The organism is Pimelobacter simplex (assembly GCF_024662235.1).
In the GTDB taxonomy this organism is placed as follows: domain Bacteria; phylum Actinomycetota; class Actinomycetes; order Propionibacteriales; family Nocardioidaceae; genus Nocardioides.
In genome coordinates, this window is the sequence record NZ_CP096278.1 from 13793 (window position 1) to 39667 (window position 25875).

Here is a 25875-nt window from a genome sequence, read left to right on the forward strand (position 1 = left end):
CACGAGCGGTTCCCCCGTCAGCTCCCGGTCGCGGCGCCGTCGGCCCCCTCGGCCAGCCGGCGGTGAACGGCCTGCCCTGCCGCCAACCACGGATTGACCACGTCCGCATCAGGCAGCGCCGGAACATCGACGACCGGCTCCTGGGGAGCCGCAGTCACGGCGCCATCAGGTGCGAGCAGGAACTCCGCAGGAACCTCGCCACCCTCGATCCGGATGTGGACCGGGCGGCCAGCACGCTCAGCCTCGTCGAGCAGCATCCGCATCACTTCGACCTCGAGGTCTGCGTGAGTCGTGGCCGAGCACTCCTCGCTCCCCTCGGAGGTGGTGAGGGTCGCGGCGTTCTCGTTGAGAACGGCGAACACCTCAGGACCCGCGGTGCCGGACATCAGCGCACGACCTCGTAGAGGACGCCGCAGCTCGACGTCCCTCCGGCGATCAGGTCGCCGGAGGAGAGAGTGGTCTGCCACACGTACCAGCCTGTGTTGGCCTTGGCCGTGATCACGGCCTTGCCCATCGTGTAGTCGCCGTTGCCCGAGACGTTGCGGCTCTGGTTCTTGCTCGCGACCCGCTTGGCCTCGGTGCAGCGGGCGTTGTCCTTGCTCGCGAACGGTCCGTAGAGCCGCGAGACCACGGTGTGGCCCTCGGCCCGGTCGAACCCGCTCACCTTGACGGTGACGTTGAAGCCCTCGCCGATCTTGACCTGGCGGCTGCGGCCGGCTGGCCGGTCCTGGGCGATCGCCGCCTGCTTGATCACCCGCACCGGCGTCCCACACGTGGACGCGGCGGTGCTGAGGTCGTTGCCGCCGACCGCGACTCCCGCACGGTAGTAGCCCGACTTCGGAGGGAGCCAGGACGGCAGGGAGTATCGGCCGTTCGTGCTGGTCGACGTCGACGAGGTGTAGGGCCGCGGGGAGCTGCAGTTGCTCGCCGAGGTGTCGAAGGGGCCGTAGTACGAGCGCGTCACGCTCCGAGTCCCGGAGCCGCCCGCGATCGTGTACGAGCCACCGAGGAGCTGGCCGACCCGCAGGGCCGAGGCGGCGTTGGCGACGCTCACCGACTGCGAACCCGACGCCCGCACCGAGGTGCTCGAGGCGATGGCGGTCAGCCGGCCCGCGACGGCGACGGCAGAAGCGCGCTTGTTCTTGGGCGCGCGGACGAGCAGGCGCCACTCCGGGACCCGGTCAGCGCGGGCGGTCGCGGTCGTGATCCCCGACTGCGTCACGTCGAAGTTGGCCGTCGCGGTGCCCTCGCTGTTGGTGTACTCGACTGGCGTCGCGCCGCCGTAGCTGAACGTCACTGGCACGTTGGCCAGGCCGAGCCCCGAGGCGGACTTGATCGTGTAGGTCACCCTCGTGGCCGATCCGACCGCGGCGGTCGTCGAGGTCATGCTGACTCGGTACGGGCCGGCCGTCTTGGCGCAGGCCGCCAGCATCGACTTCGCGTAGGAGCGGACGTACTTGCTCTGCCCGGCCTGACGGATCCGCGCCGCGCCGCGAGCCTTGGAGATCCGCCACTTCCCACCCCTGAGGAGGTGGTAGGTGACGGCGTCGACCGCGGCCGCCTGGATACGGTCCTTGAGGTTGCCGTAGGTCGCGAGCACGCACGCGGCGACGCTGGTGTTGCGCGCCGAGGGCTTCGCGGCCGACCCGTTGAGGTCGGAGACCGGGACTGCCGGTCGATACTTGGACTTCACGTTGAGCTTGCGCGGCTCCAGCCGGTAGACGTGCTGGCCGCCCATGCTGCGGCCGCCGATCCAGGAGGAGTCGGCGTACTTGGTGGTCTTGATGGAGTAGCCGGCCCACCGGCCGCCGGCTGCGGCCTCGGCCTCAGCCATCGTGACGCCCTGCGTCACGACCGTCAGCGAGACCAGCGCGGCGAGCCCAGCCATCGTGAGCTGCCACGGACCTCTGTTGCGCGGCATCACCCACCAGCGCAGCAGCCCCAGCAGCACCATGCCCTGCCCGACTCCGATCAGGACGACGGCCGCCGTGGGGAGAAGCATCGTCGCGACCACGACCCGCAGGAAGGCCGTTGAATCCAGCTCGTCGGGTCGACGCCCCGCCCACAACGTGTTCGCGGCGTGCCATGCCAAGACGCCCGTGATCGCTGCCAGCGCGCCGACGAGGACCAGTGTGCGGGCCTGCTTCTGCCCCTCCGTGTCCGGGTTGCTCAGTGCATTCGTCATCGGTTCTTCCTTCCCCCAGGGGCCACGCGTGGGCCCTCGATCTGCATGTTCTGTGCCGGCGTGCCGTCTCATGGCCGCGGTCCCGGCGGTGGGTTGTCGTTGATGCCCTTCGGGCCCCGCGGCTTCTTGCCACCGCCTGAGCCGCCACCGGAGCCCGTGCCGCCGCCCGAGGTTCCCGAGCCGGTCGTCCCTCCGCTCGAGCTCCCGGACGATCCGGTGCTTCCCGACGAGCCCGACGAGGTGCCGCCGCTCGAACGCGGCGGAGCGGTCACACGAACAGTCCCGGTCACCGGCTCCGCGCCGACGACTCGGACCGTCCACGTCGTCCGGCCGGCAGGGAGCTTGCTCAGCGTGAACGTCGTCCACCGCTCGGTGAGCGTGATCACCCGCCGCACCGACGTGCGCGGTCCTGCGGGATCGATCACGACCACGGCACGCGCAGGACGTTGCCGCGCGGTGATCTTCAGCTCGATCCGGTTCACGCCTCCGCGCGCCCGCACTTTCGGCTTCTGCACAGCCACCGGCGGAGCCGCGGTCGGCTCCTGCGTTGGTGCCGAGGTTGGTGCGGAGGTTGGGGCTGAGGACGACGGTGCCGAGGTCGGCGTCTTGGTGCCAGCGCGGGCTGGCTCGCCGTCCGCTCCCCCGGTGAGCAGGACCGCGCCCCCGGTTGTCAGAGCCGCCAGCATCACGACCACGACCGCTGCGACGACCCGGCCCGAGGAACGGCGGCGACCATGACCAGGATCGACAGGTACCGCGACAGCGGGCGCCGTCGCCGTCGGCGCATGCTCACCGTCGACGGCGGCCGCCTCAGCGACGTCGCCCTTCTCCTCGGTGCTCTGGTGGTCGACCATCTCGGCCGCGTCCGGGAGAGCTGCCTCAGCCGATCCCGCCTGCGCCGACGCCGGTGCCACGGGCTCCGGGTCCTCGAGGACCCTGAAGTCGCTCGTGGAGCCGTCCGGGTGGATGACGAGCTCGATGCGCCCCGTCGCGTCAACCGCGATCGCGACGACCGGGCGCTGCAGCGGCTGCGCGAACCGCTCAGCGGCCGCCTCGATGCCGACCTCGTGCAGTGACCGGCTGCCGTCATGGCTGACCAGGTCGCCGTTGACCCGCACGGCGTCGCCGTCGAGCTCGATGCGGACCAGCGGCTCGCTGCGCTGGCCGTCGCTGTGGTGATCGCTCATAGTGCGACCGCCCTGGGGGTAGCGCGCATCCCAGGGGCGCAAGCCCGTTGGTTCATCCCGAGATCCTTCGTTCCTGCCCTGACGGGGACCGCCAAGACCAGTGGGAGGCACTGTAAGCCTGTGAGCGCGCGAACGTATCGCCGATTTCCGCGGAATCTGGCTCGACCTGGCATGTCGAGCCCTCTCGCCGATGCCTGTCGGGAAGCGTGATGGTGGGTGGCGCCGCCGAGCTGGGCAACGCTCGGCGGCGCCTGGTGGCCGGGGACATTGCGCCTGGAGCGACCTCGACGCGCGATGAGGGGATCGCACGGAGGTCCAATCGGACGTGTCCACCTGGCCGATCGCCCGGGGCATGAGGGTTGGGGACGCCCCGGGACGTTCATGGCGGCTGCGCTCATGACGAGTACCGCCTCCACAGCAGCACCGCTGCCATGGCGAGCAGGGGAACGACGATCATGACGCCCACGACCGGCGCGGGAGCGCCAGCGGACTTCGCCAGCCCCGCCGCGCCCGCGACGATCGCGGCGCCCGCGTAGGGACGCGTCGCGCGCCGCACGCCGGCGGGGATCCGTGTCGCCATGGTCGCCTCTCCTCCTGCTACGTCACCGACCGCTGACCAGCCGGGCAGTGACCGTGACGTTGTGCGTGTAGTGGTAGAACCCCGAGGCGTAGACCCGCTTGCGGGCGCACGAGACGAGGCTGATCGTGCGCGGCCCGTCGTGGCGCCAGATCCGCTCGGGCAGGCTCGCGGTGCGCTTGGTGAAGGTCTTCGCGACGACCCGGAAGACCTTCCGCTCGCCGCCGACCGTCCACACGATCCGCGCGCCCTTGCGCAGGCGCTCGATCGAGGCGAACGCCCCCGGACGCCCAGCGCCGTCGGCGACGTGGGCGACCAGGATGCTCGAGCCGGACTTCGCAGACCACGGGCGCGAGCCGCGCCAGCGGCCCACGACGCTCACATCGGCCGGCACCGCAACGGCGCCAGCTCGCATGCCGACCGTGCGCACCGAGGCGCGCGTCCGAAGCATCGGAATGTTCAGCACCGAGGAGACGGAGGACCGCGGAGCAAGCGGATCGGCGGTCGTCTGAACGGTCGACGTGGGTGGGGTGAGGGCCCCGGCGGGGGCCGGAGCGGCCGCCAGCACCAGGCTGACGACCACCCCGACCACCCCCATAACCCCCGAGAGCGCAACCCCACGACCGAGGGCCAGCCGAACCCGGGACCAGACCCGGTACATGAGGCTGCGGTTCATCAGCTCCTACCTCAGAACGGGTGGTAGGCGCCGACGGTCTTGGCCACCACGCTGCGGCCGAACCCGGCCGGGCCCGTCGGGATGTCGGGACGACGCGGCTTCTTCACCAGCGACGTCTGCGACTTCTTGCCCGGCTTGTGCTCGTGCGGGTAGTTCGTCGTCGACTCGTTGACCGACTCGCCGTAGGTGTAGCAGCCGGCCTTCTTGAGCTTCTTCGAGACCCGCGTCTTGTACTTGCCGTTCTTCGACGCGATGAACGAGCCCTTGTCGACGACCTTGGCGCGCGCCTTGGGCCGGTCCCAGTTGACGGCCTTGCAGGAGCCGTTGACCGGCTTCATCGGGCCGTACAGGGTCCAGTAGACGCGGACCTGGACGCCCGGCAGCAGGCCGGTGACCCACACCGTGTCGTGCAGGCGGCCGCCGGTGAAGGCGATCTGGCGCGAGACCAAGGTCTTGACCGCCGGGGCGGCCTTGTCAGCGAGCGTGGTCTGGGTGACGTGGCCGACCGGGTGCTCGACGTTCTCGACGACGTCGTTGCCGATCAGCCGCTCACCGTAGGAGTAGCAGCCGCGCGCCTGGACCGGCTTGCTCACCGGGGTGGTGATCGGACCGTTGCCGGTCGCGATGACGGAGCCCTCGTCGAAGACCGGTGCGTCGACCCACGCCGAGGCGGGCAGGTCGCACTTGCCGTTGACGGCGTCGACCGGACCGTACTTGGTGTACATGATCTCGACCGTCTGCCCGGGCAGGAGGCCCGAGACCATGATGGTGTCGAACGTCGTACCGCCCACGAGGATCTTCTGCGCCGAGACCTGCGTGGCGATCGTCGGCTTGTTCTTGTCCGCGAGCGTGGTCTGCGAGACCTGACCGACCGGGTGCGAGTACGGCGCGATCTCGTCGTTGGCGAAGATCTCCTCGCCGTAGGAGAAGCAGCCCGCGGCCGGGACGAGCACCTCCGGCGTCTTCAGCTCGTGGCCATCGACGATGTCACCGGCAGCAACGGTGAAGGGAGCCGTCGCCAGCACGCCAGCGTTGGCGTAGCTGACACCCTCGCAAGACCCGTTGATCGGGGCGACCGGACCGAACACGGTCCACTCGCCCTTCAGGTCCTGGGTCAGCGGCTCGTCGTGCTCCGGCACGCTCAGCTTGATGGTGTCGTAGATCTTGTCGCCGGCGCGGCTGCGCTGCGCGGAGATCTGCGTCGATGCCGTGACGGCGAGCAGCGGGTGCGAGACCAGGGTGGTCTCCTGGACGATGCCGCACGGCGTGGTGACCGCGATAGTGTCGGCCGTCGCGGCGAGCGTGATCACCCAGGTGTAGTAGCCCTCCTCGGAGACGGAGACCTTCGGGGTCTTGTAGTCGCCCGACCCGTTCACCGGGAAGGTGACGGTCTTGGCGAGCTGAGCAGGCTGACAGTCGGTCGCCGTCGGCTGCGCCTCGTAGCGGCCGTAGAGACGCGCGGTCGCCGTCGTCGTGACGCCGGCCGGGAGGTTCTCGATGTGAACGTTGTCAAAGAACTCCTCGCCCGGCTCGACGAGCTTGCTCGAGGTGACGGTGAAGACCACGGGCTCGCCGAACCGGACTTCGCCCGAGAGACGCAGCTGTGCGGTGTCGGACTCCTTCTGCGCGATCCAGCCGCGCTGGATGCCATTGTTGGGCGGGTCGAACAGCTTGCCCTCGCCGGCGGGCCCGACGATCGAGCCGTTGATCGCGAGCGTGCCGGCCTTGCGGGCGGTGATGGTCACCGGAACATTCCGGTCGCCGAGGCTCGTCACCGTGGTGGGACCGGAGACGCGGTCGTTGTAGGCGAGGGTGATCTTCGCGCCCGGGACACGCTTGCCCGCCGCCGAGACGACCGAGGCCTGCAGGGTCCGGGTCTGGCCGACCTTGATGTCAGCGGTGCTGCCGGTGAGCTGGAGCGTCCAGGGGCCGTAGTAGGCCGACGCCTTGTTCCACATCACCCGCGCACGCTTGATCACGGCGTCCGGGACGGCGCCCTGGCCGGGGACCTCGTCACCGACGCGCAGGTTGCCGGGCAGCTGGCCCTTGGTGTCCGACATGACCAGGCGGATCAGGTAGTGGATGGCAGCCGCGTCCGTGTCCCCGGCGCCCGTGGCGTACTCGAGGATCACGTAGTTGAGCGCGGCGCGCTCCTGCTTGCGGATCGCCTTGCCGTACTGACTCTTGAGGTCCTTGGTCGACTTGATCGGCGCCGACGCGGGCAGGCGCGAGTCCTTGCCCTTGTCGATGCAGAAGAAGATCCGACCCTTCGGGTTCGTCAGGTTGCCCAGCCACGTCACGCGGCCGTCGGCGAACCTCACGCACACACCGTTGCGCAAGTTCGGGTCGTAGGGACGACACGCCGACTTCGGTGCCGCCGCCCGGGCGACCGGCCCGACCGCCTTCGACGCCGCCTTGACCGTCTTGGCTGCCGTCTTCGCGGCCGCGTTCACCGTCGCCGTCGCTGCCCCAGCGGCGGGTGCGTTCGCGACCGCGAGGCCGCTCAGCACCAGCGCCAGGGTCAGCGCCGTGGTCAGCACGCCGACGACCGTCTGGACCGCATTGCGCCAGGTGAGGCGCGGCGGGGGGTGAAGGTGGAACACTATTCGGGTCCTCTCATAGGGGATGGACCCCGCCACCTGAGTTCCTGCCTGCAAGCTTTGATCTCGGGTGGCGGGGGTTCTTCAGTTTTCCGACATGACGTCGCAGCGAAGCGTTTCGTTGCCCCGACGTCAGGTCGACCTCATCTGCCGCCTGGTGCGACGGACGAGGAGTCTCTTTTGGGGACGACGTGCGGGGCTAGCCCGCGACGTTCGTGCAGTCCTCGTTCGTTGTACGAAGCACGACCGCCCAGATCTCGCTCTCGGTGCTGAATGCGAGTCCAACACCAGCCCACTTCATCGAGGGCGACATGAGGATGCCGCGGTGGCCCGGCGAATCCATCCAGGAGTCGACTACCCAGGTGGCGATCTGGGTCGCTGACCCCGATGCGCCGTAGTGCAAGGCCTCCAGGTGGCCCGGCGAATACCCGCTCAGCGGCGGGTTGCAGCCGAGCCCAGCCAGATCAGCCTTGTATCCCGTGACTGGGTCGCTGTCGTGTCCGTACGGACCGTCCTTGGTCGTCTCAGCCCAATCGTCCGCCAGCGGCTCCGCTGCCGAGAGGGTCTGGAAGGCCGCGAGGCTCTCCCCCGCTCGGCGCGCGTTGATCTCGGCGAGCACCGCGGCGCGGATCGCGGCCTTGTTGACCTGGGCGCCGAGCAGCTTCGACAGCTCGCGCTGCGCGTTCGCGCGCGCGGCCGCGTCGAGCGCACGGATGGTCAGAGTGCGGCCCTCAACGCGCGCCGACGTCACGGCGTTCTTGCGGGCCGTCTTCTTCGCCCGCGCCGCCTTGCGGTGCTTGGCGACAGCGCTCTTCGCGACCGAGCGCGCCGCCTCGGGACGCATCGTCAGCGTCACCGTCTCCGGCGCCGAGACGCCGCCGGCGCAACGGTCGACCACACCGGTGACCTTGTAGGAACCCGTGGTCGAGACGCGGACCGTCGCGGTCGCGCGGACCTTGAACATCCGCCCGACCTTGCGCACCTTGAACCGCAGCCGCTCGGGGTAGGAGTTCACAGCCCACGACAGGCCCTTGACTGTGGTCACCGACGCTGTCTGCGCGCACGCCGTCGTCTCCGCAGCAGCACGCGCCGGCGCTACCGCGCTGACGAGCGCGCTCATCACCAGGCCCAGCAGAACAGCGATCGCGACGCTGCCTGCTCCCGAAATCCTCCGCGTGTGATTCACGCGAACCAACCTAAGTGAACTTGTCACGACTTGCCACCGTTCCTGTTCGTTTGACCCCCGAATGCCGCCCGTGATCCATCTCGCACAGTGATCTGCGTAATGAGCACGGGTGTCATTACCCCCTCTTCTTCAGCCCTGGAAGTGCGGCCGGACGACGTCCAGGGGATCCAATCCCTTTCGTCGTCCGGCCCCACCTGGCGCAGCGCGTGGCGCCGGCGCCCCGTGCTGGTTCCTTGCAGTTCAAGGCCTCCCCCATAGGCGACCCGTTCCTGCGAACTCCAGCCCGTCCCCCGCTTCGCCGGGCCTCGACACCTCCTGGCGAAACGGGCAAGTCAAGGTACCATCATTCTTGTGTTAAAGACTAGAAAGAGCCTTGGTCCTTACGCGGATTCGCTCAACGGCACAATGACGCCGTGCCCGTCGTTGTCCGCCCCGACCCTCCGCTCCCTGTGAGTGTCGAGGTCGCGCTGCGGGTTCTGGGTTCGCAGGCCCTCGCCGCGCTCATCCGGCACTATCGGCTCAACCCCGGCTCCCAGGTCGACGCGGTCCGCGCGCTTGGCCTCACTGCCCCGATCGTCTCCGCGAACACGCGCATCCTCATTGACGCCGGCGTCGTCGTCGGACGACCCGAGAGCCGCGGGCGCCGTGCGGGTATCTACGCCGTCGATGAGGAGCGCCTCAACTTCCTCGTCGACGAGCTCAAGAAGTTCGTCGCCGGCGAAGAGCCGCGCACGCCGGGTCAGGCCGACGCCCCCTCGTCCTAGGGTCCCTGCATCGTCGCTGTCTCTCCGCCTCATCGAACATGTGTTCTATCGTGGTGGCGTGGCTGCCAACCCTCCGAAGCGCGACGCGTGGCGGCCCTACGACGACATCGTGTTCGTGCTCATCCCGAGCATTGGGCGGCTGAAGCCGCACCGCGGCGTGATCGTCGAGCTGCCGCATCCCTCGGACCGCAAGGGTCGTGCGCTGGTCTTCTACCGCGACGACACCTACGCCGAGAGCCAGTGGAAGTTCGGGCGCTTCCGCCGCAACGAGCTGATCCTGGTCCCGGTGGACCCGAACTGGAGCGGCGCGCCACCGTCGCTGCGCCGGCCACGTGGCGCTGCGAGTCCGATCGCCGGAGGCTAGAACCTAACCCCGCAGCGAGGAGAGGGGGGGAGCGCCGCGCGGCTAAGTGTCTGCTTCTGCTTTCTCGTTTAGCGGGCGTAGCGGGCATGTCGGGTCTAGCGGGTGTAGCGGACTGGTGTTGTGGGTGGTCAGCGGCCCAGGGGCCGGCCGTGCGGGCGTGGGTTCTCTGGAGCGCGGCTCACGCGCGCGTCGGCAGGGTCACCGGATGCCGTGCGCTGCGTTGGGTCGGTTGGGGCGGCCTGGCTGATGGTGCTCCCGGTCGGGCGGCGACCATGCCCCGATGCCTCGAGCGCTGCACGGGCAGCAGGGCTCAGCTCGGCCCCGCCGGCGCCAGGGGCGGATGGTGCCGCCTGCGCGGGCTCTGGTGGTGCGGCCTGGGCGGCAAGAGCCGCGTCGACCTCCTCGACGCGTGCTCGGGCAGTCGCCAGGTCCCCGGCGTGCGGGAAGGGGCGACCGATTTTGCTGTCGACGTCGGCGACGGTGCGGTGTGCCTCCGCGATCTCCGCCTCGTAGGTGCCGATCCGGCGCTCGATCGCGACGGCCTTGTTCTCGATGGCGCGGATGGTGCCCACGCTGGCGCTCTGGAGCTCACGCAGGGACGTACGGTGCTCGGAGCCGGGGACGTCGCGGAGCCCGACCATCACCATGTGGTCGCTGCCCAGCAGCGAGCGGTCGCCGGTGACGGTGACTTCGTGGCCGCCGAGGGTGCCGAGCGCTAGTGGCTCGTCGTGGCGGGAGGTCGCCAAGATGACGGGCTGGTTGCGTGTGGCCCACGCGGCGATCGAGGCGGCCGCGTCGGGCCGAGTGGTCGCCAGGTGTCCGGCGACCCTCATCGTGAACGCCTCGCCGGTGGTGTCGATGGTCCGCCCGGCTGCGGTGCGCAGCGCAGCCACCTCGCCTTCGCGGCGCTCGATACGCGCCTCGGCGCTGTGCCGGGTCTGGCGCAGGGCGGCCTGTGCGCGGTGGAAGGCGACCTCCTGGCGGCGCAGCTTCTGGTACGCGGCATCCGCGCTGGCCTTCTCCAGCACGAGCGGGTTGCCTGAGGCGAGAGCCTTCGCCTCGGCCGCCGAGAGGGCGGTGTCGCCGATGTCCTCGATCTCGCGGGTGTCGAGCCGGCCGCGCATCACCTGGGCGATGAAGGTCGCCTTGCGCCCCACGGTCTGCCACGAGTAGGCGTCGAAGGAGCGCTCGACGACGTAGCGGAACATGCCGACTTCGGCGTTCTGGTTGCCCTGGCGGATGCCGCGACCGTCGCGTTGCTCGAGGTCGGCGGGGCGCCACGGGCAGTCGATGTGGTGCAGGTCGGTCAGCCGCGCCTGGACGTTGGTGCCCACGCCCATCTTGCCGGTCGACCCGATAAGGACCGCGACGTGGCCGCTGCGCGCGGAGGCGAACAGCCGCGCCTTGGCGGCGTCGTTCTTCGCGTCGTGGATGAACCTGATGCCGTCGGGTGGCATCCCGCCATCGATCAGCTTCGCGCGCAGCTCGTTGTAGGCGTCCCAGCGCGTGGCGTTCGGCGTACCGAGGTCGCAGAACACCATCTGCATCCCGCCGCGGATCTCGCTCGGCTGTCCGGTGACCTCGTCGAGGTACACGTTGTCGCGGGTCGCCTCCCAGCGGGTGAGGATCTTGTTGGCGACCGCATCGAGCTTGACCGTCCCGGACTGGCGAGCGTCCTGGTCGACCAGCCGGAGGTCCAGCGCGGCCTTGCGGCCGTCGGTGGAGATGAGGAGCATGTTGTCCTCGGCCGCGCTCACCGCCTTGCTGGCGACCTTCTCGGCCCGATCGGCGATCTCGGCGATGTAGTCCTCCAGCTCGGGGGTGGGCTGGAGGACGACGGTCTCGATGTCGCGCTTGCCGTCGCTGGCTCGTGGCGCCAGCTCGGGCACCGGGAGGTTGAGATCCTCGGCCGTCTTGACGTCGGCGAAGACGTGCCACATGCGCAGCATCTCGGGGACGTTCTGGAACTTCGCGAACCGGGTCTTGAGGCGGAACCCGCCGGCCGGGCCCATCTCCATCTCGGTCACCTGGGAGCCGAACGTGGCTGCCCAGCCGTCGAACGACGTCACGCCGGCGGCCTCGAGGAGGTCGGGGCGCAGGTAGCGCTGCATGACGTAGGCCTCGGTCACCGAGTTCGCCAGCGGCGTCGCCGTGGCCATCGTCGCGACCCGGTCCCCGTGCTTGCCGCGCAGGTACTCCAGCTTCATGTGCAAGTCGGTGGCCTGCTGAGAGCCCTCGATCGCGGCGTCGCGCATGTTCGAGACGGTGGCCAGGTTCTTGTACATGTGCGCCTCGTCGACTACGAGGTAGTCGATGCCGGCGTCTTGGAAGTTCACGCCCGGGTCGCGCGGCATCGCGAGCGCCTTCTTGTGCCGCTCCTCGACGGCCAGGATCTTCTTCTCGATGCGCTTGACGCTCATGCTGTCCGCGCCCTTGGCCGCGTCCAGGCCGGTGCGCAGCTCGCTGAGCTGACGGGCGATGTACTCGGACTCGAAGTCGGCCGAGAGGCCGATCTTCTTGAACGCGCCCTGGGTCAAGATGATCGCGTCCCAGTCGTTCGCGGCCGCCCGGGCGACGAAGAGCCGGCGCTTGTCGCCGGTCAGGTCCGCCGTCGACGCGGCGAGCACCCGCGCGCGGGGGTAGGCCTGCAGCCACTCGCGCGAGAACTGCTCGAGCATGTGGTTGGGCACCACGACGGCGGGCTTGGAGACCAGGCCCATCCGCTTCATCTCGGTGGCGCCGCAGATCATCTCCAGGGTCTTGCCCGCGCCGACCTGGTGGAAGAGCCCCACCGAGGGCTCTGCGATCATCCGCGCGACCGCGGCCCGCTGATGATCGCGGAGCTGGATCGAGGCGGTCAGGCCGGGCAGCGTCAGGTAGTCACCGGCCGAGGAGTAGTCGCGCAGGCGGATCGAGTTGAACCGTCGGTTGTAGATCTCCGCGAGCTCGCTGGCTCGTTGAGGGTCTTCCCAGACCCATTCGCCGAACCGCTCTTGCAGGGCGTCGGCCTTCTCCTGCGCCGCGGTGGTCTCGACGGGGTTGATGACCCGCCGCTTGCGCCCATCGGGCCCCTCGACCTCGTCGGCGACCTCGACCCGCTTCTGCTCCATGAGTGCCTGGGCAAGGTCGGTCGCCGGCCGCCGGCCGGTGCCCCAGTCGTTGGTCGCGCGGATGCCCGCTCGCTGGCCGCGGACCTCCCACTCCCCTGGCAGCGGGTTCTCGACCCGCACGGTGGAGTCGTCGAGCAGCTCGGCCAGGAACTGTTGGTGCAGCTCGGCGCTGATCCAGACCGCGCCGAGGCGAGCCTCGATCTCGTCGACGCCGATCGGGTCGGGCAGCACCTCGCGCAGAGCGTCGACGTTGACCTGGAACCGGTCGTCGACGGCGGCCGCCTCGATCGCGGCGTCGAGCTTGGCCCGGACGTCGCCGGAGAGGTACTCCGGGGCGTGCACGAGCTGCCCGCTCTTGGGGTCGTCGTAGACCAGGTCGCCGAGCCGGGCGCGGGCCTCTGTCTCGTCGACGCCGAGGAGGCGTGCGACCAGCGGCAGCTCGACCCGACCGGTCTGGTCGAGCGAGAGCGCGATCGCCTCGGAGGGCGTCTCGGCGCCCTGCTGGACCGGCCGCGGGGCGCCCACGCGCTGCACGAGCAACGAGGACGGCGTGCTCGTCTGGGTCTCTTCGTCGAACCGCTCCAGCGCCCGCACGAGCGCGCTGTGCGGGTCCTGGCGGAAGGTGACCATCGAGCGTGGGGTGATCCGGGCCATCACCTCAGCCCCGCGCTCGGCCTCGCCGGTAGCCGGGTCGATCACCGCGGCGCCGGTCTCGGGGTCCGTGACCGGCTCGTAGCGACCCGTGCCGCGCAGCGCGTACCGGTTCAGCGGGCCGTACTTCTCGACGTAGGCGTCGTACCTGCTGCGCAGAGCCGACCGCTGCTCGGCCAGCGCCGAGGTGTCCTCGGCGTCGCGGGCCTCGGCCTCTAGCACGCCGCGGGCGCCGTCGCGCAGCTCCAGCAGGAGCCGCAGCTCGGCCGCCTGCGTCTTGGGCACCGCGAGCGGCTCCAGGCGGCCGCCGTGGGCGACCTGGAATCCCGCCGTCGCGGGGTCCGCGACGATCGTGCCGTCCCACAGGTCCGTGAGCTGCGAGACCGCCTCGGCCCGCTCGAGCGCCTGCTCCTCCCTCTCCTCGCTGAATCCCTGCCCGCGCTCGCGGGCACGGGACACGACGTCGGACAGGGCGAGAGCCAGTTGCCCTTCGAGCGCACCCAGGTCGCTGCTGACCACGTGCACGGTCTCGCCGCCGTACATGCCGGTGCCGACCCGCAGGGTGCCCAGGAGGTGATCGGGGTGCTCGTCGAAGTAGTTGTTGACCCGGACCATGACCGGGCCCTCAGGTCCCTCGACCTGACGCGGGCCGACCGTCTCCCACAGCAGGTCGCGCGGCGGGACGCCGTCCGCGCGACGCTGGAAGATGAGGATGTCGGTGACCGCCTCGGTACCGGCGGCCCGACGGTGGGCACCCGAGGGGAGGCGGACGGCGCCGACGAGGTCGGCCATCGCGTTCATCTCCCGGCGCGCCGCAGGGTTGGTGGCATCCATCGTGAAGCTGCTCGTCACGACCGCGACCATCCCGCCGGGGCGGGTCATGGCCAGCGACTTGATGATGAAGTGGTTGTGCATCGAGTGCCCGCCGGCGTTATGGCGCGGGTCGTACAGCGCGACGTCGGCGAACGGGACGTTCCCGATCACCGCGTCGAAGTGCCCGCGCGGGAACCGGGTCTCAGCGAACGACTCCGTGCGGATGTCGGCCTGCGGGTACAACCCGCGTGCGATCGCCGCCGTCGTCGGGTCCAGCTCGACGCCCACCATGCGCGCTGTCTCGGGCGCCATGCCGATGAACGTCCCCGATCCACAGCCCGGTTCGAGCACGTCTCCGCCGTCGAACCCAAGATCGCGCAGCGTGATCCACATCTGGTCGACGTAGGACGCATCGGTGTAGTGAGCGTTGATCGTCGTGCGTCGCGCCGCGTCGTAGGCCTGCTCGTCGAGCAGACCTCTCAGCTCTTCACGCTCCGCCGCCCACTCGGGGCGCTCGTCGTCGAAGACCTGCGGGATCGCACCCCACGACGACCACCGAGCCAGCACCTGCTGTTCCTCGGCCGTCGCCGGCCGCGCTGCGGCCTCGATCTGGCGCGACGTCGCGATCGCGGCCACGTTCGCCGCGAACCGCGCCTTCGCGCCCGACGGCGCGAGCTGGCTCTGCGCGTGCGGCCGGAAGACCGGCCCGAGGGCTACGCCTCGGTCGCGGCGCTCTCCGGCGGCAGGAACGGAGCCAGCGCCTGAATCCGCTCGCTCAGCTCCGCCTCGCTCATCTGCGCCGGGTCGCGGTCCAGCCGCACCAGCTGCAGCAGCGCCAGAAGCCGATCCTGCTGCTCCTCCTGCTCCTCGCTGAGCAGCGGCTGGCTCCACCCCTCCCGCTCGGCTTCCTCGGTCGCCTCCGCCGTCAGCCGGGCGAGCTGCTCCTCGAGCATCGCCGGCGAGGGCAGCAGCCCCAGCAGCGTCTCCAGCTCTTCGGCCCGGCTCGACGGTTCCGCCGTCACCGAGTAGACCAGGTCCGTCAGGACCAGTTCCTCGGCCTGCCGCTGGAGCGTCCGAAGCTGCGCGACCCGGTCCAGGTACTCCAGCTCCGCCGGCAGCCCCTGCTCCAGCCGATCCTGCGTCGACGCTACCTGAGCGGCCACCGTCTCCCCCAGCGTCGTGAAGTACGCCGCCGGATCCTCCAGCGCTGCGTACCGCGTCGGAGCGTGGGTCCTCCAGTGCGCCTGCGCCAGCAGCCCGTACCGGTTCATCGACGAGTTCCTCTTCTCCGCCATCCGCCGCAAATAGGTCGAGAGCCTCTTGATCTCCCGCTCGGACACCAGCCGCCGGCGGTCGCGGCGCAGGCGCCCGCGACGGTCGCCGGGACCGGTCGACCCGCTGGACTCGATCGTCCGCGGCCGACTCGGGGGTGCCCCAGAGATCGAACGCCAGCTGCTCATCGCCATCCGCTCCCGCCACGCGCCACCCCTCGGTCCTCCCGGTCCCCTCGATCTTTGCATGGGTTCCCTACCTTCGATGAGCGGCTTCTTCACGGCGGCCATCACCGACCCGCAGCGAGCCCGAGCGAGCCGGCGCAACCACGGTCGGCGAGGTACAGCAGTCTGCGCGCGGCCCCAACCTGAGCCGAGCGACACGCCCAAGCCTCCCCCAAATCCGCTTCTGTAACAGTTACGTCCGCAAGGATGGGCGACATGCCCCAGCCGCACCGTGGAGAACGTGTCCTTCTCGGGACCCGTGTCCCTGAAGACATGGGTGAAGCTGTCAAGGCCGTCGCGAAGCGCAAAGGCTTCCGATCGGTCAGCGATTACCTCTTGGTTCTCGCGGCCCAGGACATCAACTACGACATCGCGGACCCCCGCGATGTGCACGCGCACCCGGAGCTGCCGCTGACCGGATGACGTGACTCGGGGCAGTGCCCCGAAAACGCGAAAGGCGACCGTTGCCCCGGTCGCCTTCGCTGAAGCTCTTAAACCTTCACGCTCCACTTGCCAAGGAGATGAACGAGGCGGCTATGCCGACTCACAGAAAGGTCGCTTCGTGCTGCCTACAGTAGACGACTCTGCCCGTTTTGCGGCACTCCCCCACGCGCTCGGATCGAAATTTTTTGGTTTCCTCCGGAGCGCGCGGTGAGCCGCCCCGTCGACCCCGCCGTCGAGGCGGCCCGCGAAGCCTGGGAACGCGTCGCCGTACGCCTCGCTGCCAACGGCCGCATGCGCGTCTCGCGCACCGGCAGGACGTTCGCGCGCCGAGGCGAGCGCGACGTCACCCCGGAGCTGCCCTCGCAGGTCGCCGCGGTGCTGCTGTACGACCAGCGCGGCTGCGCACCGGTCTTCGTGGTCGACCTCGACTCCAGCAAGGCCACCGCCGGCACCGTCGTCGACGCCGGCGTCGACGGCGTCGACGGCGTCGACGAGGACCTGGCCGCCATCGAGGCCCTCATGGACGACGCGGGCCTCAGCGCCCGCTTCTCCGACCGCTCCGTCAGCGGTGGCCGGCACCTGTACGTGCCGCTGCGCACGCCGGTCTCCTACTTCGAGGCCCGCCAGGTCGCGGTCGCGCTCGAGGAGCTGTTCGCCACCGTCGACGCGATGCCGATGCGGGGCCTCACGGACGGCTGCATCCGCCCTCCGGGCGCCTGGCACCGTCGCGGTGGCCACCAGGTCCTCGACGGACCCATCGAGGCCGCAGAAGCCGCTCTCGACGCCCCCAACGACGACACCGCGTGGCACGCCTTCGCCCACACCGTGCTCGAAGCTGCTGAGGCGGCGCGCGACGTGTCGCGGTCGGCCGAGCGCGACACGTCGCAGGTGGCCAGCCGCGACACCTCGACCACAGCCGCCGAGAACGACGCGCTATCTCAGCCCCCCGACACCGCCCGCACCACAGCGCTAGCCGCGCATGGTCAGACTGTTGCGCTATTCCCGCTAAACGGGATAGGCGAGCGCTACGAGGGTGCTGACACCCACGAAACACACGAGGCCGCCGGCACCGCTACGCGTCGCCACAGCAAAAGGGCGAGATCTCCCCTCTCCTCACCGGCTTCGGTCCCCCACTCCCCCGCGGACGCGGCAGGCGAGGAACAGCTCGAGCCGCTCCGCGGCTGGACCGAGCCCGCCGCCGACTACCAGCACATCGCACGCACCGGCGAGTACGACCCCGAGGAGTACCGCCGCGCCGACGGCAGGCCCGCCACCGACTCCGACGTCCGCCAGCGCCTCATCTGGTCCTGCGTCGCCGCCGGCTGGGAGTTCGGCGACGTCGTACGCCGCCTCCACGACGGCACCTGGCGCGGCCTGGCCGGCCTCTACGCGCGCTACAGCGACCAGCAGCGCCACGGCGCCCTGCGCCGCGACTGGCGCAAGGCCGTCGACCACGAGCGCCGCCGACGCCAGCGGCGCTCAGAGCGCGACAAACGTGCCTTCCACGCCCCGCAGGAGAGCCGTGTCCGCACAACCACCACTAGCGGTCGTAAGACACAGCGCGCGCGGGCACAGGAGGCCAGCAACAGCACGATGACTCGGTCCCAGGTCGAGCGGTTCGTCCGCGAATGGCTGGCGGCAGTCGAGCTGCTGAGCCAACCGACCAGCGACCTCACGGCCAGAGCCGTCCTGTACACCTTCGCCGCGCTAGCGCTCAGCAAGGGCACCGTCGAGCTCGACGTAGGGAACCGCAGCCTCGCGATTGGCGCCGACACCGACAACGGCACCGTCAGCAGGCTCCTGCGCCAACTCCTCAACGAACCCAGCGACCGAGCCTTGCTCGACCACGTCCAGAACGGCCGCGGCATCCACGCCCACGTCGTCGCCCTGCGCATCCCACCGCTGCTCGCCCCCGCCTGCGCGGCAAAGCCCTGGCGACGCGGCCGCATCCACGGCATCCGAGCCGCCTTCCGCGAACTCGGCCGAGCGGCCGCGTTCGTCTACGACGTCCTCGAGCAGCTCGACGAGCCCGCCGGCGGCCGCGACATTGCCGCCCGGGCCCGCCTGAGCCCGTCCGCGACCTACGAAGCGCTCCAGGCCCTCGCCGCATGGGGCCTCGCGACCCGCGTCGACGGCGGCTGGACCCTCGGCGATGCCTCGCTGGCTCACCTGGCCGAACTCTTCGGCATCGACGAGGCCGTCCGCGCCCAGATCCAGCGCTACCGCGACGAGCGCCGCGCCTGGTGGACCTGGCTCGTCGACCACGGTCTCCTCGACCCGGCCTGGATCGCCCGACGCACCGCTCCCCCACCACAAGCCGAACATCCACCCCCGCCAGCCCCAACGCGATGGACCGACGACACCAGCTGCGTCGAACTCCTCCAGCGCGAGCTGGACGCCGTCGTCATCGCCGCCGGCTGACCTGCGCATCCGTGTCTAGCCGGTTTAGCCGGTTTAGCCGGTCTATCTGAGATAGCCCGTTGATCCCCGACGGGGTGCGCCGGGGGCGTCGTAGGCGTCAGCACCCTCGTAGCGCTCGCCTATCCCGTTTAGCGGGAATAGCGCAACGGTCTGACCATGCGCTACTAGCGGGCTGATGCGAAGAAGGCGCCGAGGAGAGGGGAGCCGGCCGAGGCCGGGCGGTGCTGAGCGCGCCACCCGACCGACGGCGGTCAGCGCGTCTTGGAGTGCGTAGCGATGTACTCCTCGGCCGCCGAGCGGAGCACGGCGGAGAAGGGACGACCCTCCTCCTCGACCAGGGCGAGGAACCGCTCATCGAGCATCGGCGGAACCCGCAGCCGCCACGACACCGACGCCTTTCCCTCAGGATCGAGCGCCGGACGGCCGCCGACGCTACGGATCAGGTCGCGCTCCTCGTCGGTCCCGGCCGCCTCGAGCAGCATCGCGCGCGCGGCGGCGCGGGTCTGCGCCGTCCCCTCGTGCACCACCACATCGGCGGGAAGCTCGTAGTCGTCAGCGCCGACCTTCGCGGCCAGCGCAGAGCGCTCGCGATCCAGGCGCTCAGCCTCAGCGCGCATCTGCCTCTTGTTAGTCATCGTCGTCATCACTCCTTACGGCTTCCTCGGCCCGCTTCAGGGTCTTCTCCCGCAGCGGCATGACGTGAAAGATCTCCAGGTCCCGCGGTGGGGTACGGGTGAGCATGACCTCCAACATCGGCCCACCGAGGCTCGCCGGACCGATGTACAGATCGGGCCGCCGCTCCCCCACCCGTGGCTCATCGAACTCAGGGACGAGGTAGTGGTGATTCATCACCGCGTACAACGCCTCGTCACGGGGGACGCCGTGCTTGTCAGCACTGTCTGTCCACCTGATCGCCATGACGCAATCGTATCACAAAACCTCAGGTTTCGGGATACAAAAGGTCGAACATTTCCGGGCGTGAACTCTAGACCCAACGCGCTAGTCACGCTAAACTAGACATATCACAAAGCACAGAAACATCACACCATCAGGAGGAAGCATGACCACCACGCAGACCGCCGAGACGACCGAGGCCACCGTGACCCTCAAGGTCAGGATCGAGAACTACAGCGCCCAGGGCGAGGAGGTTCTCGCCTACGAGACCGCGACGGTGCCCGCCCTGCCTCGCGGAGCGAGCGCGGGGGACCGCCAGAACTGGTTCGACGACCACCTGTTCGCCTTGACGGGAACCGGTCAGACCACGGGGGACTGGTGCTACTTCCTGACCATCGTGGAGGCCAGCGACGAGGCGCTGATCGGCCAGAGCTTCGAGTGGCTGTGACGATCGACGTCAGCCGCACCGGCGGACGCGGCGGCCTGCTCTGCCGCGCCGCCGGTTGCGACGGCAACCCGCTGCGCCCGAGGACCGGCTGGCACCTGGTCACTGTGCTCCTCGACGGAGACCGGTTCAAGGGCCTGCACGCGTTCGTCTGCAACGCCCACCTCGAGGAAGCCGAGCGGGCCCTCGCTGAGGCCATGACCGATGAGCCGCTGCCGTGGGAGGTCGAGACCTTCCGAATGTACGGCTGGGAGGACGACGGGCGCGGCGACGTCTACATCACCGCCAGGGGCGGGGGAGACCTGACCCTCTTCTGAACCACAGGCCCGGGCGCGCGGCCCCCAATGACCCGCCGTCGCGCCCGGGCCCGCGGGCCGCCCCGCGCTAGTCCCGCTCAGGCCGCTATGCCAGACAAACCCGGCATCGAGGAGAGGGGAGACGGGCGGCGCCCGCGCGAACAAGCCTCCCCGTCCGAACTAGTCGCGCTAAATTACATAAAATAAAGTTGCTGATCCCTATTGCACCCTCACGCTAGTCACGCTAAACTAGATACATCACAAAGCACAGACCGCAAAGGGGCAAGACCATGGCAACCACTCCCAGCAAGATCCTCGGCTACGACAGCCGGCACTGCGACGGAACTCCCGGCCTGGAGTACTACATCGCCGACGGCGACATGGCGTGCGCCTGGTCGGGCAACCTCCACGACCCGATCGAGATCTCCCTCGGCGGCTACGGCGAGCCGGTCGAGCACCTGATCCTCGTCGACGACCTGAAGGCGACCGGAAAGGTCCCGAGCAACCTGGACGCCGCTCTGCTGTGGTTCGTCCAGGTCTGCCGGGAGTGGGCGGGGACCTTCATCCTCGCCAACGAGGGCAACGCCCACCCTGAGGCGATCCCGGCCTGCGTCGAGTTCGACACCGAGACCTCCGCCTCCTCGCAGCACTACATCGACACCGGCGTCTACATGCTCCGGGCCACGGACCGGCGTCCCTGATGACCGTGACGTTCGCCGCCCAGGACCACCTGGGCGGCGGGCGCCGCCGCGCCCGCACTGAGCGGAGGGCCGTCGCATGCTGATGCCCAAGCCCACCAACAACCTGGTCGCGCCCAGCAGTGGGGGAGTGACCGTCACCGACATGTTCTGCGGTGGTGGCGGCTCCTCAACCGGCATGGGCCAGATCCCCGGCGTCGTCGTGGTCATGGCCGCCAACCACTGGGACCTGGCGATCAAGGTCCACAACGCCAACCACCCCGAGGCCGACCACGCAGCGGTCGACCTGCACGAGGAGAACCCCCGCTTCTTCCCCCAGACCGACGTCTTGTGGGCCTCCCCGGAGTGCACCAAGTGGTCGCAGGCCTCCGGCGGCCGCTACGACAAGGTCCCGCTCGACGGCGAGATGGACCTGCTCGACCTCCTCGACCCCGACCTGGTCGAGGAAGAGCCCGAGGACCCCGAGCTCGACGCGATCCGGCGCAGCCGCCTCCTGATGTTCGACGTCCTACGCTTCGCCGAGCACCACCGCTACCGCGCCATGGTCATCGAGAACGTCGTCGACATCGCCACCCAGGCCAAGTACGCGACCGCCTGGCGCCTGTGGTGCAAGTCCCTTGCCAACCTCGGCTACGACTTCCGCGTCGTCTCGCTCAACAGCATGCACGCCCAGGTGCACGGAGCACCGGCCCCGCAGTCCCGCGACCGCATCTACGTCGTGTGCTGGCGCCGAGGCGACAAGGCGCCCAACCTCGACAAGGTGCTCCGCCCTCGGGCCTACTGCCCGAACTGCGACCAGGTCATCGAGTCCCAGCAGGCGTGGAAGAACGGCAAGACCGTCGGCCGCTACCGCCAGCAGTACGTCTACGTGCACGGCGGTGCGAACGGGTGCGGCACCATCGTCGAGCCCGGCTGGCTCCCCGCGGCCGCCGCGATCGACTGGTCGATCCCCGGAACCCCGATCGGCGCCCGCAAGAAGCCGCTCGCGGTCAAGACCCGCGCACGCATCGCCGCGGGCATCGCCCGCTACTGGGCGCCTGTCCACCTCGAGGCGGCCGGGAACACCTACGACGCGGCTGACCCCAAGCACCGCGCGTACGGCGACCCCAACGGCTACTACCGCTCCTGGACCGTCGACGAGCCGCTCCGAGCCCTCACAGCCACCCAGACCCGCGCGCTCGCGGTGCCGGTCGAAGGCCGCGACGGCAAGGACGCCCGCCCGGTCGACCTGCCCGGCCGGACCCAGACCACCCGGTCAGAGACTGCCCTCCTCACCCCGTCCGGCGGGACCTGGAACAACGAGGCCCGACCGGCCACCGACCCGCACCGGACCATGACCACGCGCGAGCACATGGCGCTGGTCCAGCCGCCGCTGCACGTGTCCCTCATGGGCGGCCACGAGCACGCGATCGCGAACTCCGCGCGCCCGGTCGACCGCGAGCTGCGGACCATCACCGCGGAGGGCAACAACGACGCCCTGCTCACGCCGTACTACGGCACCGCGACCACCTCCCAGCCGGTCACCGACCCGGTCGGCACCCTCACCACGGTCGACCGCTACGCCCTGGTCACCCGTCACAACGGCACCAAGGACCGGCCCGGGGCCGAGATGACCACGCCGATCTGGGAGGCGCTGCGCACTCTCACCACGACCGCGCAGCAGTCGATCATCACGCCCGGCGAACTCGAAGCCGCCCAGGCCCAGGTCGACGACTGCCTGTTCCGGATGCTCGAGCCCCACGAGGTCGCCGCAGGCATGGCCTTCCCCTCGGACTACATGTGGGAGGGGACCCGCCGCCAGCGGGTCAAGCTCGCGGGGAACGCGGTCACCCCGCCGGCCGCGCGCGACATCATCGCCGCCGTCATCGAGCCCCTGGCGTACGCCGCCTAGCGACCCGCAGAAGGCGGAACGGGCGCCGCTCAAGAGCGGCGCCCGTTCCTATCACAAAGCACAGCACGCTCATCTGGAGCGACTGCACCTCAAATCCTAGCCCCCACGGCTCGCCGACCTCACCGGCCACCCGACCGAGCGCCCCAGGAGCATTGCCAAACGCGCGCTATGTGCGCTAAATTAGATAAATCACAAAGCACGCACCTACGAAGGAGCAGGAACCATGGACACGAACACCGCAGGCGACGACCGCTACGCGCGCGCAGTGAAGGCCCTCGGCTGGACCAAGGGCCGGATCACGGTCGACGAGGGCGCAACCGTCGTTGAGGGCGGTCAAGTCCGCTGGGGTGGTGTACGAGGTTGATCCCTCGGTTGGGCGTGTCGGTCAGGCTGTGAGGGCCTGGAGTTCGGGTTCGGTCACCTCCTCGACGACGCAGGTGTCGACGGCCTGGGCGCGGGCGAGGACGTCGAGTCCGAGGTAGCGGCGGCCTTCGGCCCACTCGTCGTGCTGCTCGGCCAGGACGGCGCCGACGAGCCGGATGATGCTGGCCCGGTCGGGAAAGATCCCGACCACGTCGGTTCGCCTGCGGATCTCGCGGTTGAGGCGCTCGTTGGGGTTGTTGGACCAGATCTGGCGCCAGATCTCCTTCGGGAACGCGGTGAAGGCGAGGATGTCGGCACGAGCGTCCTCCAGATGCTCGGCCACCTTGGGGAGCTTCTCGGCCAGGGCGTCGACGACCCGGTCGAACTGGGCGTGGACAGCGTCGGCGTCGGGCTGGTCGTAGATCGAGTGCAGCAGCGCCTTGACCCAGCCCCACGAGGACTTCGGCGTCGCCGACATCAGGTTCGCCGCGTAGTGGGTTCGGCAGCGCTGCCACGAGGCGCCGGGCAACGTGGCGCCGATCGCGGCCACCAGCCCGGCGTGGGCGTCGCTGGTGACGAGCTTGACCCCGGCCAGGCCGCGGGCGGTCAGATCCCTCCAGAAGGCCAGCCACCCGGCGCCGTCCTCGCTGCTGGTGACCTGCACGCCGAGGATCTCGCGGTGCCCGTCGGCGTTGACGCCGGTGGCGACCAGCACGTGGACCGGCACCACCCGGCCACCTTCGCGGACCTTGAGCACCAACGCGTCGGCGGCCACGAAGGTGAACGGCCCGGCCTCCTCCAGCCGTCGGGTGCGGAACTGCTCGACGTGCTCGTCGAGTTCCTTGGCCATCACCGAGACCTGGCTCTTGGACAGGCCGGTGATGCCGAGGGTCTGCACCAGCTTGTCCATCCGCCGCGTCGAGACGCCGAGCAGGTAACAGGTCGCGACCACACTGGTCAGTGCCCGCTCTGCTCGCTTGCGGCGCTCCAGCAGCCACTCGGGGTACAGCGAACCGGTGCGCAGCTTGGGAACCGCGACGTCCAGAGTGCCGACGCGGGTGTCGAGGTCGCGGTGCCGGTAGCCGTTGCGGGAGTTGACGCGCTCCATGCTGCGTTCGCCGTAGCCGGCGCCGCACACCGCGTCGGCCTGCGCCGAGAGCAGCGCATTGACGAACGTGGTGAGCAGGTCCCGCATCAGATCAGGACTGGCCTGGGACAGCTGCTCGTTCAGGAACTGTGCAGGGTCGATACTGGGTCCAGCGGTCATCGTCGTGGTCCTTCTTCGAGTCGGTTTTCGCAGATCACTCGAAGGATCCACCCGGTGGCCGCGCCTACGTTGGAGGCACGCGCTCACTCAGGTCCGTCGTACACCACTCTGCTGGACTCCACTTTGAGGGCCAGTAGTAAGAGTCCCCGGGAGTGGTGGGGTTTGAGGGAGCAGCGGCGGGGCGTCAGCACGTAGACGGCCATCGGCGGGATCTTCGGTGTGTACGGCCAAGCACCCACTGAAGAAAGAGGTCCACCGATGGCCTTGCCCCAGTCTGCCCTGTCCGAGATCCTCGAGGCGTTCCGTGCCGGTGATGGCGTCGATCTCATCCGTGATTCGGTCCGGCTCGCGCTCCAAGAGCTGATCGAGCTCGAAGCCACCCAGCAGATCGGCGCGGCGCCCTATGAGCGCACCGAGGACCGCACAGCCGAGCGGAACGGCCACCGTCCGCGGATGCTGACCACCAAGGCCGGCGATGTCGAGTTGCGCATCCCCAAGCTGCGCAAGGGCTCGTTCTTCCCGATCATCCTCGAGCCGCGGCGCCGTATCGACCAGGCGCTGTACGCGGTAGTCATGGAAGCCTACGTCCACGGCATCTCCACCCGCTCGGTCGACGACCTGGTCGAGGCGATGGGCGGCAGCGGTGTCTCCAAGTCCGAGGTCTCCCGGATCTGCGCCAACCTCGATGAGCAGGTCGGCGCGTTCCGCACCCGCAGTCTGGATCATGTCGAGTTCCCCTACATCTACCTCGACGCGACCTACCTCCACGTCCGTAACGCCCCGGGCAAGGGCGGTCAGGTGGTGTCGATGGCGGTGGTCGTCGCGACCGGCGTGAGCGCGACCGGGGAGCGGGAGATCCTCGGCCTAGATGTCGGCGACAGCGAGGACGAGGTCTTCTGGCGCGCCTTCTTGCTCAGCCTCAAGCAGCGCGGCCTGGCCGGCGTGCAGCTGGTCATCTCAGACCAGCACTCCGGACTGGTCAAGGCGCTGGGCCGGGCGTTCCAGGGTGTCGCGCACCAGCGGTGCCGGGTCCACTTCGCGCGCAACCTGCTCGCTCACGTGCCCAAGGGGCAGGCCGAGCTCGTGGCGACCGCGTTCCGGATGATCTTCGCCCAGCCCACGCCCGAGGACGTCCACGCGGCGTGGGACAAGACCCGCGAGGAGCTCGCCGCCCGGTTCCCCAAGCTCGGTCCGTTGATGGACGCCGCCAAGGCCGAGGTCCTGGCCTTCACCGCGTTCCCGCGCGAGCACTGGCGCAAGGTCTGGTCGACCAACCCGTTGGAGCGCGTGAATAAGGAAATCAAGCGCCGGGCCCGGGTCGTAGGCATCTTCCCCAACGCCGCCGCCGTCATCCGACTCGTCGGAGCCGTGCTGATCGACATGCACGACGAATGGATCGCCGGCGAGCGCCGCTACCTCTCAGAAGGCTCCATGGCCAAGCTCTACGAGACCAGCAATACTCACCCCGTCGCCGCCATCGACAACGGCGACGCGTAGGCACCGAGGGTCACCTCAAAGCCCACCACCCCGCGGGGCTCTGTCGGCCA

Annotated in this window: 22 protein-coding genes; 10 read left to right on the forward strand and 12 right to left on the reverse strand. The window is 69.7% G+C overall.

Annotated features, from left to right (window positions below):
* Positions 1 to 17: 17 nt before the first annotated feature.
* From M0M48_RS30585 to M0M48_RS30615, 7 genes are all read right to left on the reverse strand, one after another.
* A complete protein-coding gene (locus M0M48_RS30585) occupies positions 18 to 386 on the reverse strand; it encodes a hypothetical protein (protein WP_215817415.1) in 369 nt (122 codons plus the stop codon).
* The gene (locus tag M0M48_RS30590) at positions 386 to 2185 is read right to left on the reverse strand and encodes an Ig-like domain-containing protein (protein WP_215817416.1); all 1800 of its coding nucleotides are present in this window, start codon (positions 2183 to 2185) and stop codon (positions 386 to 388) included. The genes M0M48_RS30585 and M0M48_RS30590 overlap by 1 nt, the downstream gene beginning before the upstream one ends.
* Before the next feature lie 68 nt (positions 2186 to 2253).
* Complete coding sequence (locus tag M0M48_RS30595; RefSeq protein ID WP_257754626.1) at positions 2254 to 3372, reverse strand: hypothetical protein; 1119 nt, start codon at positions 3370 to 3372, stop codon at positions 2254 to 2256.
* A 394-nt stretch (positions 3373 to 3766) separates the two neighbouring features.
* Positions 3767 to 3952, reverse strand: a complete 186-nt coding sequence (locus M0M48_RS30600; protein ID WP_215817418.1) for a hypothetical protein — start codon at positions 3950 to 3952, stop codon at positions 3767 to 3769.
* A gap of 22 nt (positions 3953 to 3974) precedes the next feature.
* The gene (locus M0M48_RS30605; RefSeq protein WP_308220398.1) at positions 3975 to 4625 is read right to left on the reverse strand and encodes a class F sortase; all 651 of its coding nucleotides are present in this window, start codon (positions 4623 to 4625) and stop codon (positions 3975 to 3977) included.
* A gap of 11 nt (positions 4626 to 4636) precedes the next feature.
* Positions 4637 to 7228: a hypothetical protein gene (locus M0M48_RS30610; RefSeq protein ID WP_215817420.1), complete on the reverse strand. Its 2592-nt coding sequence runs from the start codon at positions 7226 to 7228 to the stop codon at positions 4637 to 4639.
* Between the two features lie 196 nt (positions 7229 to 7424).
* Positions 7425 to 8411, reverse strand: coding sequence for a CAP domain-containing protein (locus tag M0M48_RS30615; RefSeq protein WP_215817421.1), 987 nt, complete (start codon positions 8409 to 8411; stop codon positions 7425 to 7427).
* 449 nt (positions 8412 to 8860) lie between these two features.
* On the opposite strand from M0M48_RS30615, the gene M0M48_RS30620 reads away from it, so the two are divergent.
* Both M0M48_RS30620 and M0M48_RS30625 read left to right on the forward strand, forming a co-directional pair.
* Entirely contained in the window at positions 8861 to 9175 is a 315-nt protein-coding gene (locus M0M48_RS30620) for a hypothetical protein (RefSeq protein WP_215817422.1), read from the forward strand.
* Positions 9176 to 9233: 58 nt separating this feature from the next.
* On the forward strand, positions 9234 to 9539 hold the full coding sequence (locus M0M48_RS30625; protein ID WP_215817423.1) for a hypothetical protein: 306 nt from the start codon (positions 9234 to 9236) through the stop codon (positions 9537 to 9539).
* 128 nt (positions 9540 to 9667) lie between these two features.
* On the opposite strand, the gene M0M48_RS30630 is transcribed toward M0M48_RS30625, so the two are convergent.
* Both M0M48_RS30630 and M0M48_RS30635 read right to left on the reverse strand, forming a co-directional pair.
* Positions 9668 to 14749, reverse strand: coding sequence for a methyltransferase domain-containing protein (locus tag M0M48_RS30630; RefSeq protein ID WP_215817424.1), 5082 nt, complete (start codon positions 14747 to 14749; stop codon positions 9668 to 9670).
* Positions 14750 to 14826: 77 nt separating this feature from the next.
* Positions 14827 to 15453, reverse strand: coding sequence for a hypothetical protein (locus M0M48_RS30635; RefSeq protein ID WP_257754627.1), 627 nt, complete (start codon positions 15451 to 15453; stop codon positions 14827 to 14829).
* Positions 15454 to 15825: 372 nt separating this feature from the next.
* Here M0M48_RS30635 and M0M48_RS30640 point away from each other — a divergent pair, with 372 nt between their 5' ends.
* Entirely contained in the window at positions 15826 to 16032 is a 207-nt protein-coding gene (locus M0M48_RS30640) for a hypothetical protein (protein ID WP_215817426.1), read from the forward strand.
* A 228-nt stretch (positions 16033 to 16260) separates the two neighbouring features.
* Positions 16261 to 18474, forward strand: a complete 2214-nt coding sequence (locus M0M48_RS30645; RefSeq protein ID WP_257754628.1) for a hypothetical protein — start codon at positions 16261 to 16263, stop codon at positions 18472 to 18474.
* A gap of 251 nt (positions 18475 to 18725) precedes the next feature.
* Here the strand turns inward: M0M48_RS30645 and M0M48_RS30650 are convergent, their stop codons facing one another.
* Entirely contained in the window at positions 18726 to 19118 is a 393-nt protein-coding gene (locus M0M48_RS30650) for a hypothetical protein (RefSeq protein ID WP_215817428.1), read from the reverse strand.
* Positions 19102 to 19392, reverse strand: coding sequence for a hypothetical protein (locus M0M48_RS30655; protein WP_215817429.1), 291 nt, complete (start codon positions 19390 to 19392; stop codon positions 19102 to 19104). The genes M0M48_RS30650 and M0M48_RS30655 overlap by 17 nt, the downstream gene beginning before the upstream one ends.
* Before the next feature lie 142 nt (positions 19393 to 19534).
* Here M0M48_RS30655 and M0M48_RS30660 point away from each other — a divergent pair, with 142 nt between their 5' ends.
* From M0M48_RS30660 to M0M48_RS30680, 5 genes are all read left to right on the forward strand, one after another.
* Positions 19535 to 19816 carry a hypothetical protein gene (locus tag M0M48_RS30660; protein WP_215817430.1) on the forward strand — a complete coding sequence of 94 codons (282 nt, stop codon included), beginning with the start codon at positions 19535 to 19537 and terminating at the stop codon, positions 19814 to 19816.
* The gene (locus M0M48_RS30665) at positions 19813 to 20130 is read left to right on the forward strand and encodes a hypothetical protein (RefSeq protein ID WP_215817431.1); all 318 of its coding nucleotides are present in this window, start codon (positions 19813 to 19815) and stop codon (positions 20128 to 20130) included. The genes M0M48_RS30660 and M0M48_RS30665 overlap by 4 nt, the downstream gene beginning before the upstream one ends.
* 269 nt (positions 20131 to 20399) lie before the next feature.
* Positions 20400 to 20810, forward strand: coding sequence for a hypothetical protein (locus M0M48_RS30670; RefSeq protein ID WP_215817432.1), 411 nt, complete (start codon positions 20400 to 20402; stop codon positions 20808 to 20810).
* Between the two features lie 76 nt (positions 20811 to 20886).
* On the forward strand, positions 20887 to 22698 hold the full coding sequence (locus M0M48_RS30675) for a DNA cytosine methyltransferase (protein ID WP_252374025.1): 1812 nt from the start codon (positions 20887 to 20889) through the stop codon (positions 22696 to 22698).
* 223 nt (positions 22699 to 22921) lie between these two features.
* Complete coding sequence (locus tag M0M48_RS30680; RefSeq protein WP_257754617.1) at positions 22922 to 23062, forward strand: hypothetical protein; 141 nt, start codon at positions 22922 to 22924, stop codon at positions 23060 to 23062.
* Positions 23063 to 23083: 21 nt separating this feature from the next.
* Here M0M48_RS30680 and M0M48_RS30685 read toward each other — a convergent pair whose 3' ends face one another.
* The gene (locus M0M48_RS30685; protein WP_257750619.1) at positions 23084 to 24328 is read right to left on the reverse strand and encodes an IS256 family transposase; all 1245 of its coding nucleotides are present in this window, start codon (positions 24326 to 24328) and stop codon (positions 23084 to 23086) included.
* 258 nt (positions 24329 to 24586) lie between these two features.
* Here M0M48_RS30685 and M0M48_RS30690 point away from each other — a divergent pair, with 258 nt between their 5' ends.
* Positions 24587 to 25825, forward strand: coding sequence for an IS256 family transposase (locus M0M48_RS30690; RefSeq protein WP_257750629.1), 1239 nt, complete (start codon positions 24587 to 24589; stop codon positions 25823 to 25825).
* The last annotated feature ends 50 nt before the right edge of the window (positions 25826 to 25875 follow it).

Coding starts and splice junctions, on each gene's coding strand:
- M0M48_RS30690 (WP_257750629.1), top strand. CDS start 24,587: ATGGCCTTGCCCCAGTCTGCCCTGTCCGAGATCCTCGAGGCGTTCCGT.
- M0M48_RS30595 (WP_257754626.1), bottom strand. CDS start 3,372: ATGAGCGATCACCACAGCGACGGCCAGCGCAGCGAGCCGCTGGTCCGC.
- M0M48_RS30680 (WP_257754617.1), top strand. CDS start 22,922: ATGGACACGAACACCGCAGGCGACGACCGCTACGCGCGCGCAGTGAAG.
- M0M48_RS30585 (WP_215817415.1), bottom strand. CDS start 386: ATGTCCGGCACCGCGGGTCCTGAGGTGTTCGCCGTTCTCAACGAGAAC.
- M0M48_RS30685 (WP_257750619.1), bottom strand. CDS start 24,328: ATGACCGCTGGACCCAGTATCGACCCTGCACAGTTCCTGAACGAGCAG.
- M0M48_RS30590 (WP_215817416.1), bottom strand. CDS start 2,185: ATGACGAATGCACTGAGCAACCCGGACACGGAGGGGCAGAAGCAGGCC.
- M0M48_RS30605 (WP_308220398.1), bottom strand. CDS start 4,625: ATGAACCGCAGCCTCATGTACCGGGTCTGGTCCCGGGTTCGGCTGGCC.
- M0M48_RS30600 (WP_215817418.1), bottom strand. CDS start 3,952: ATGGCGACACGGATCCCCGCCGGCGTGCGGCGCGCGACGCGTCCCTAC.
- M0M48_RS30660 (WP_215817430.1), top strand. CDS start 19,535: ATGACCACCACGCAGACCGCCGAGACGACCGAGGCCACCGTGACCCTC.
- M0M48_RS30670 (WP_215817432.1), top strand. CDS start 20,400: ATGGCAACCACTCCCAGCAAGATCCTCGGCTACGACAGCCGGCACTGC.
- M0M48_RS30675 (WP_252374025.1), top strand. CDS start 20,887: ATGCTGATGCCCAAGCCCACCAACAACCTGGTCGCGCCCAGCAGTGGG.
- M0M48_RS30640 (WP_215817426.1), top strand. CDS start 15,826: ATGCCCCAGCCGCACCGTGGAGAACGTGTCCTTCTCGGGACCCGTGTC.
- M0M48_RS30650 (WP_215817428.1), bottom strand. CDS start 19,118: ATGACGACGATGACTAACAAGAGGCAGATGCGCGCTGAGGCTGAGCGC.
- M0M48_RS30655 (WP_215817429.1), bottom strand. CDS start 19,392: ATGGCGATCAGGTGGACAGACAGTGCTGACAAGCACGGCGTCCCCCGT.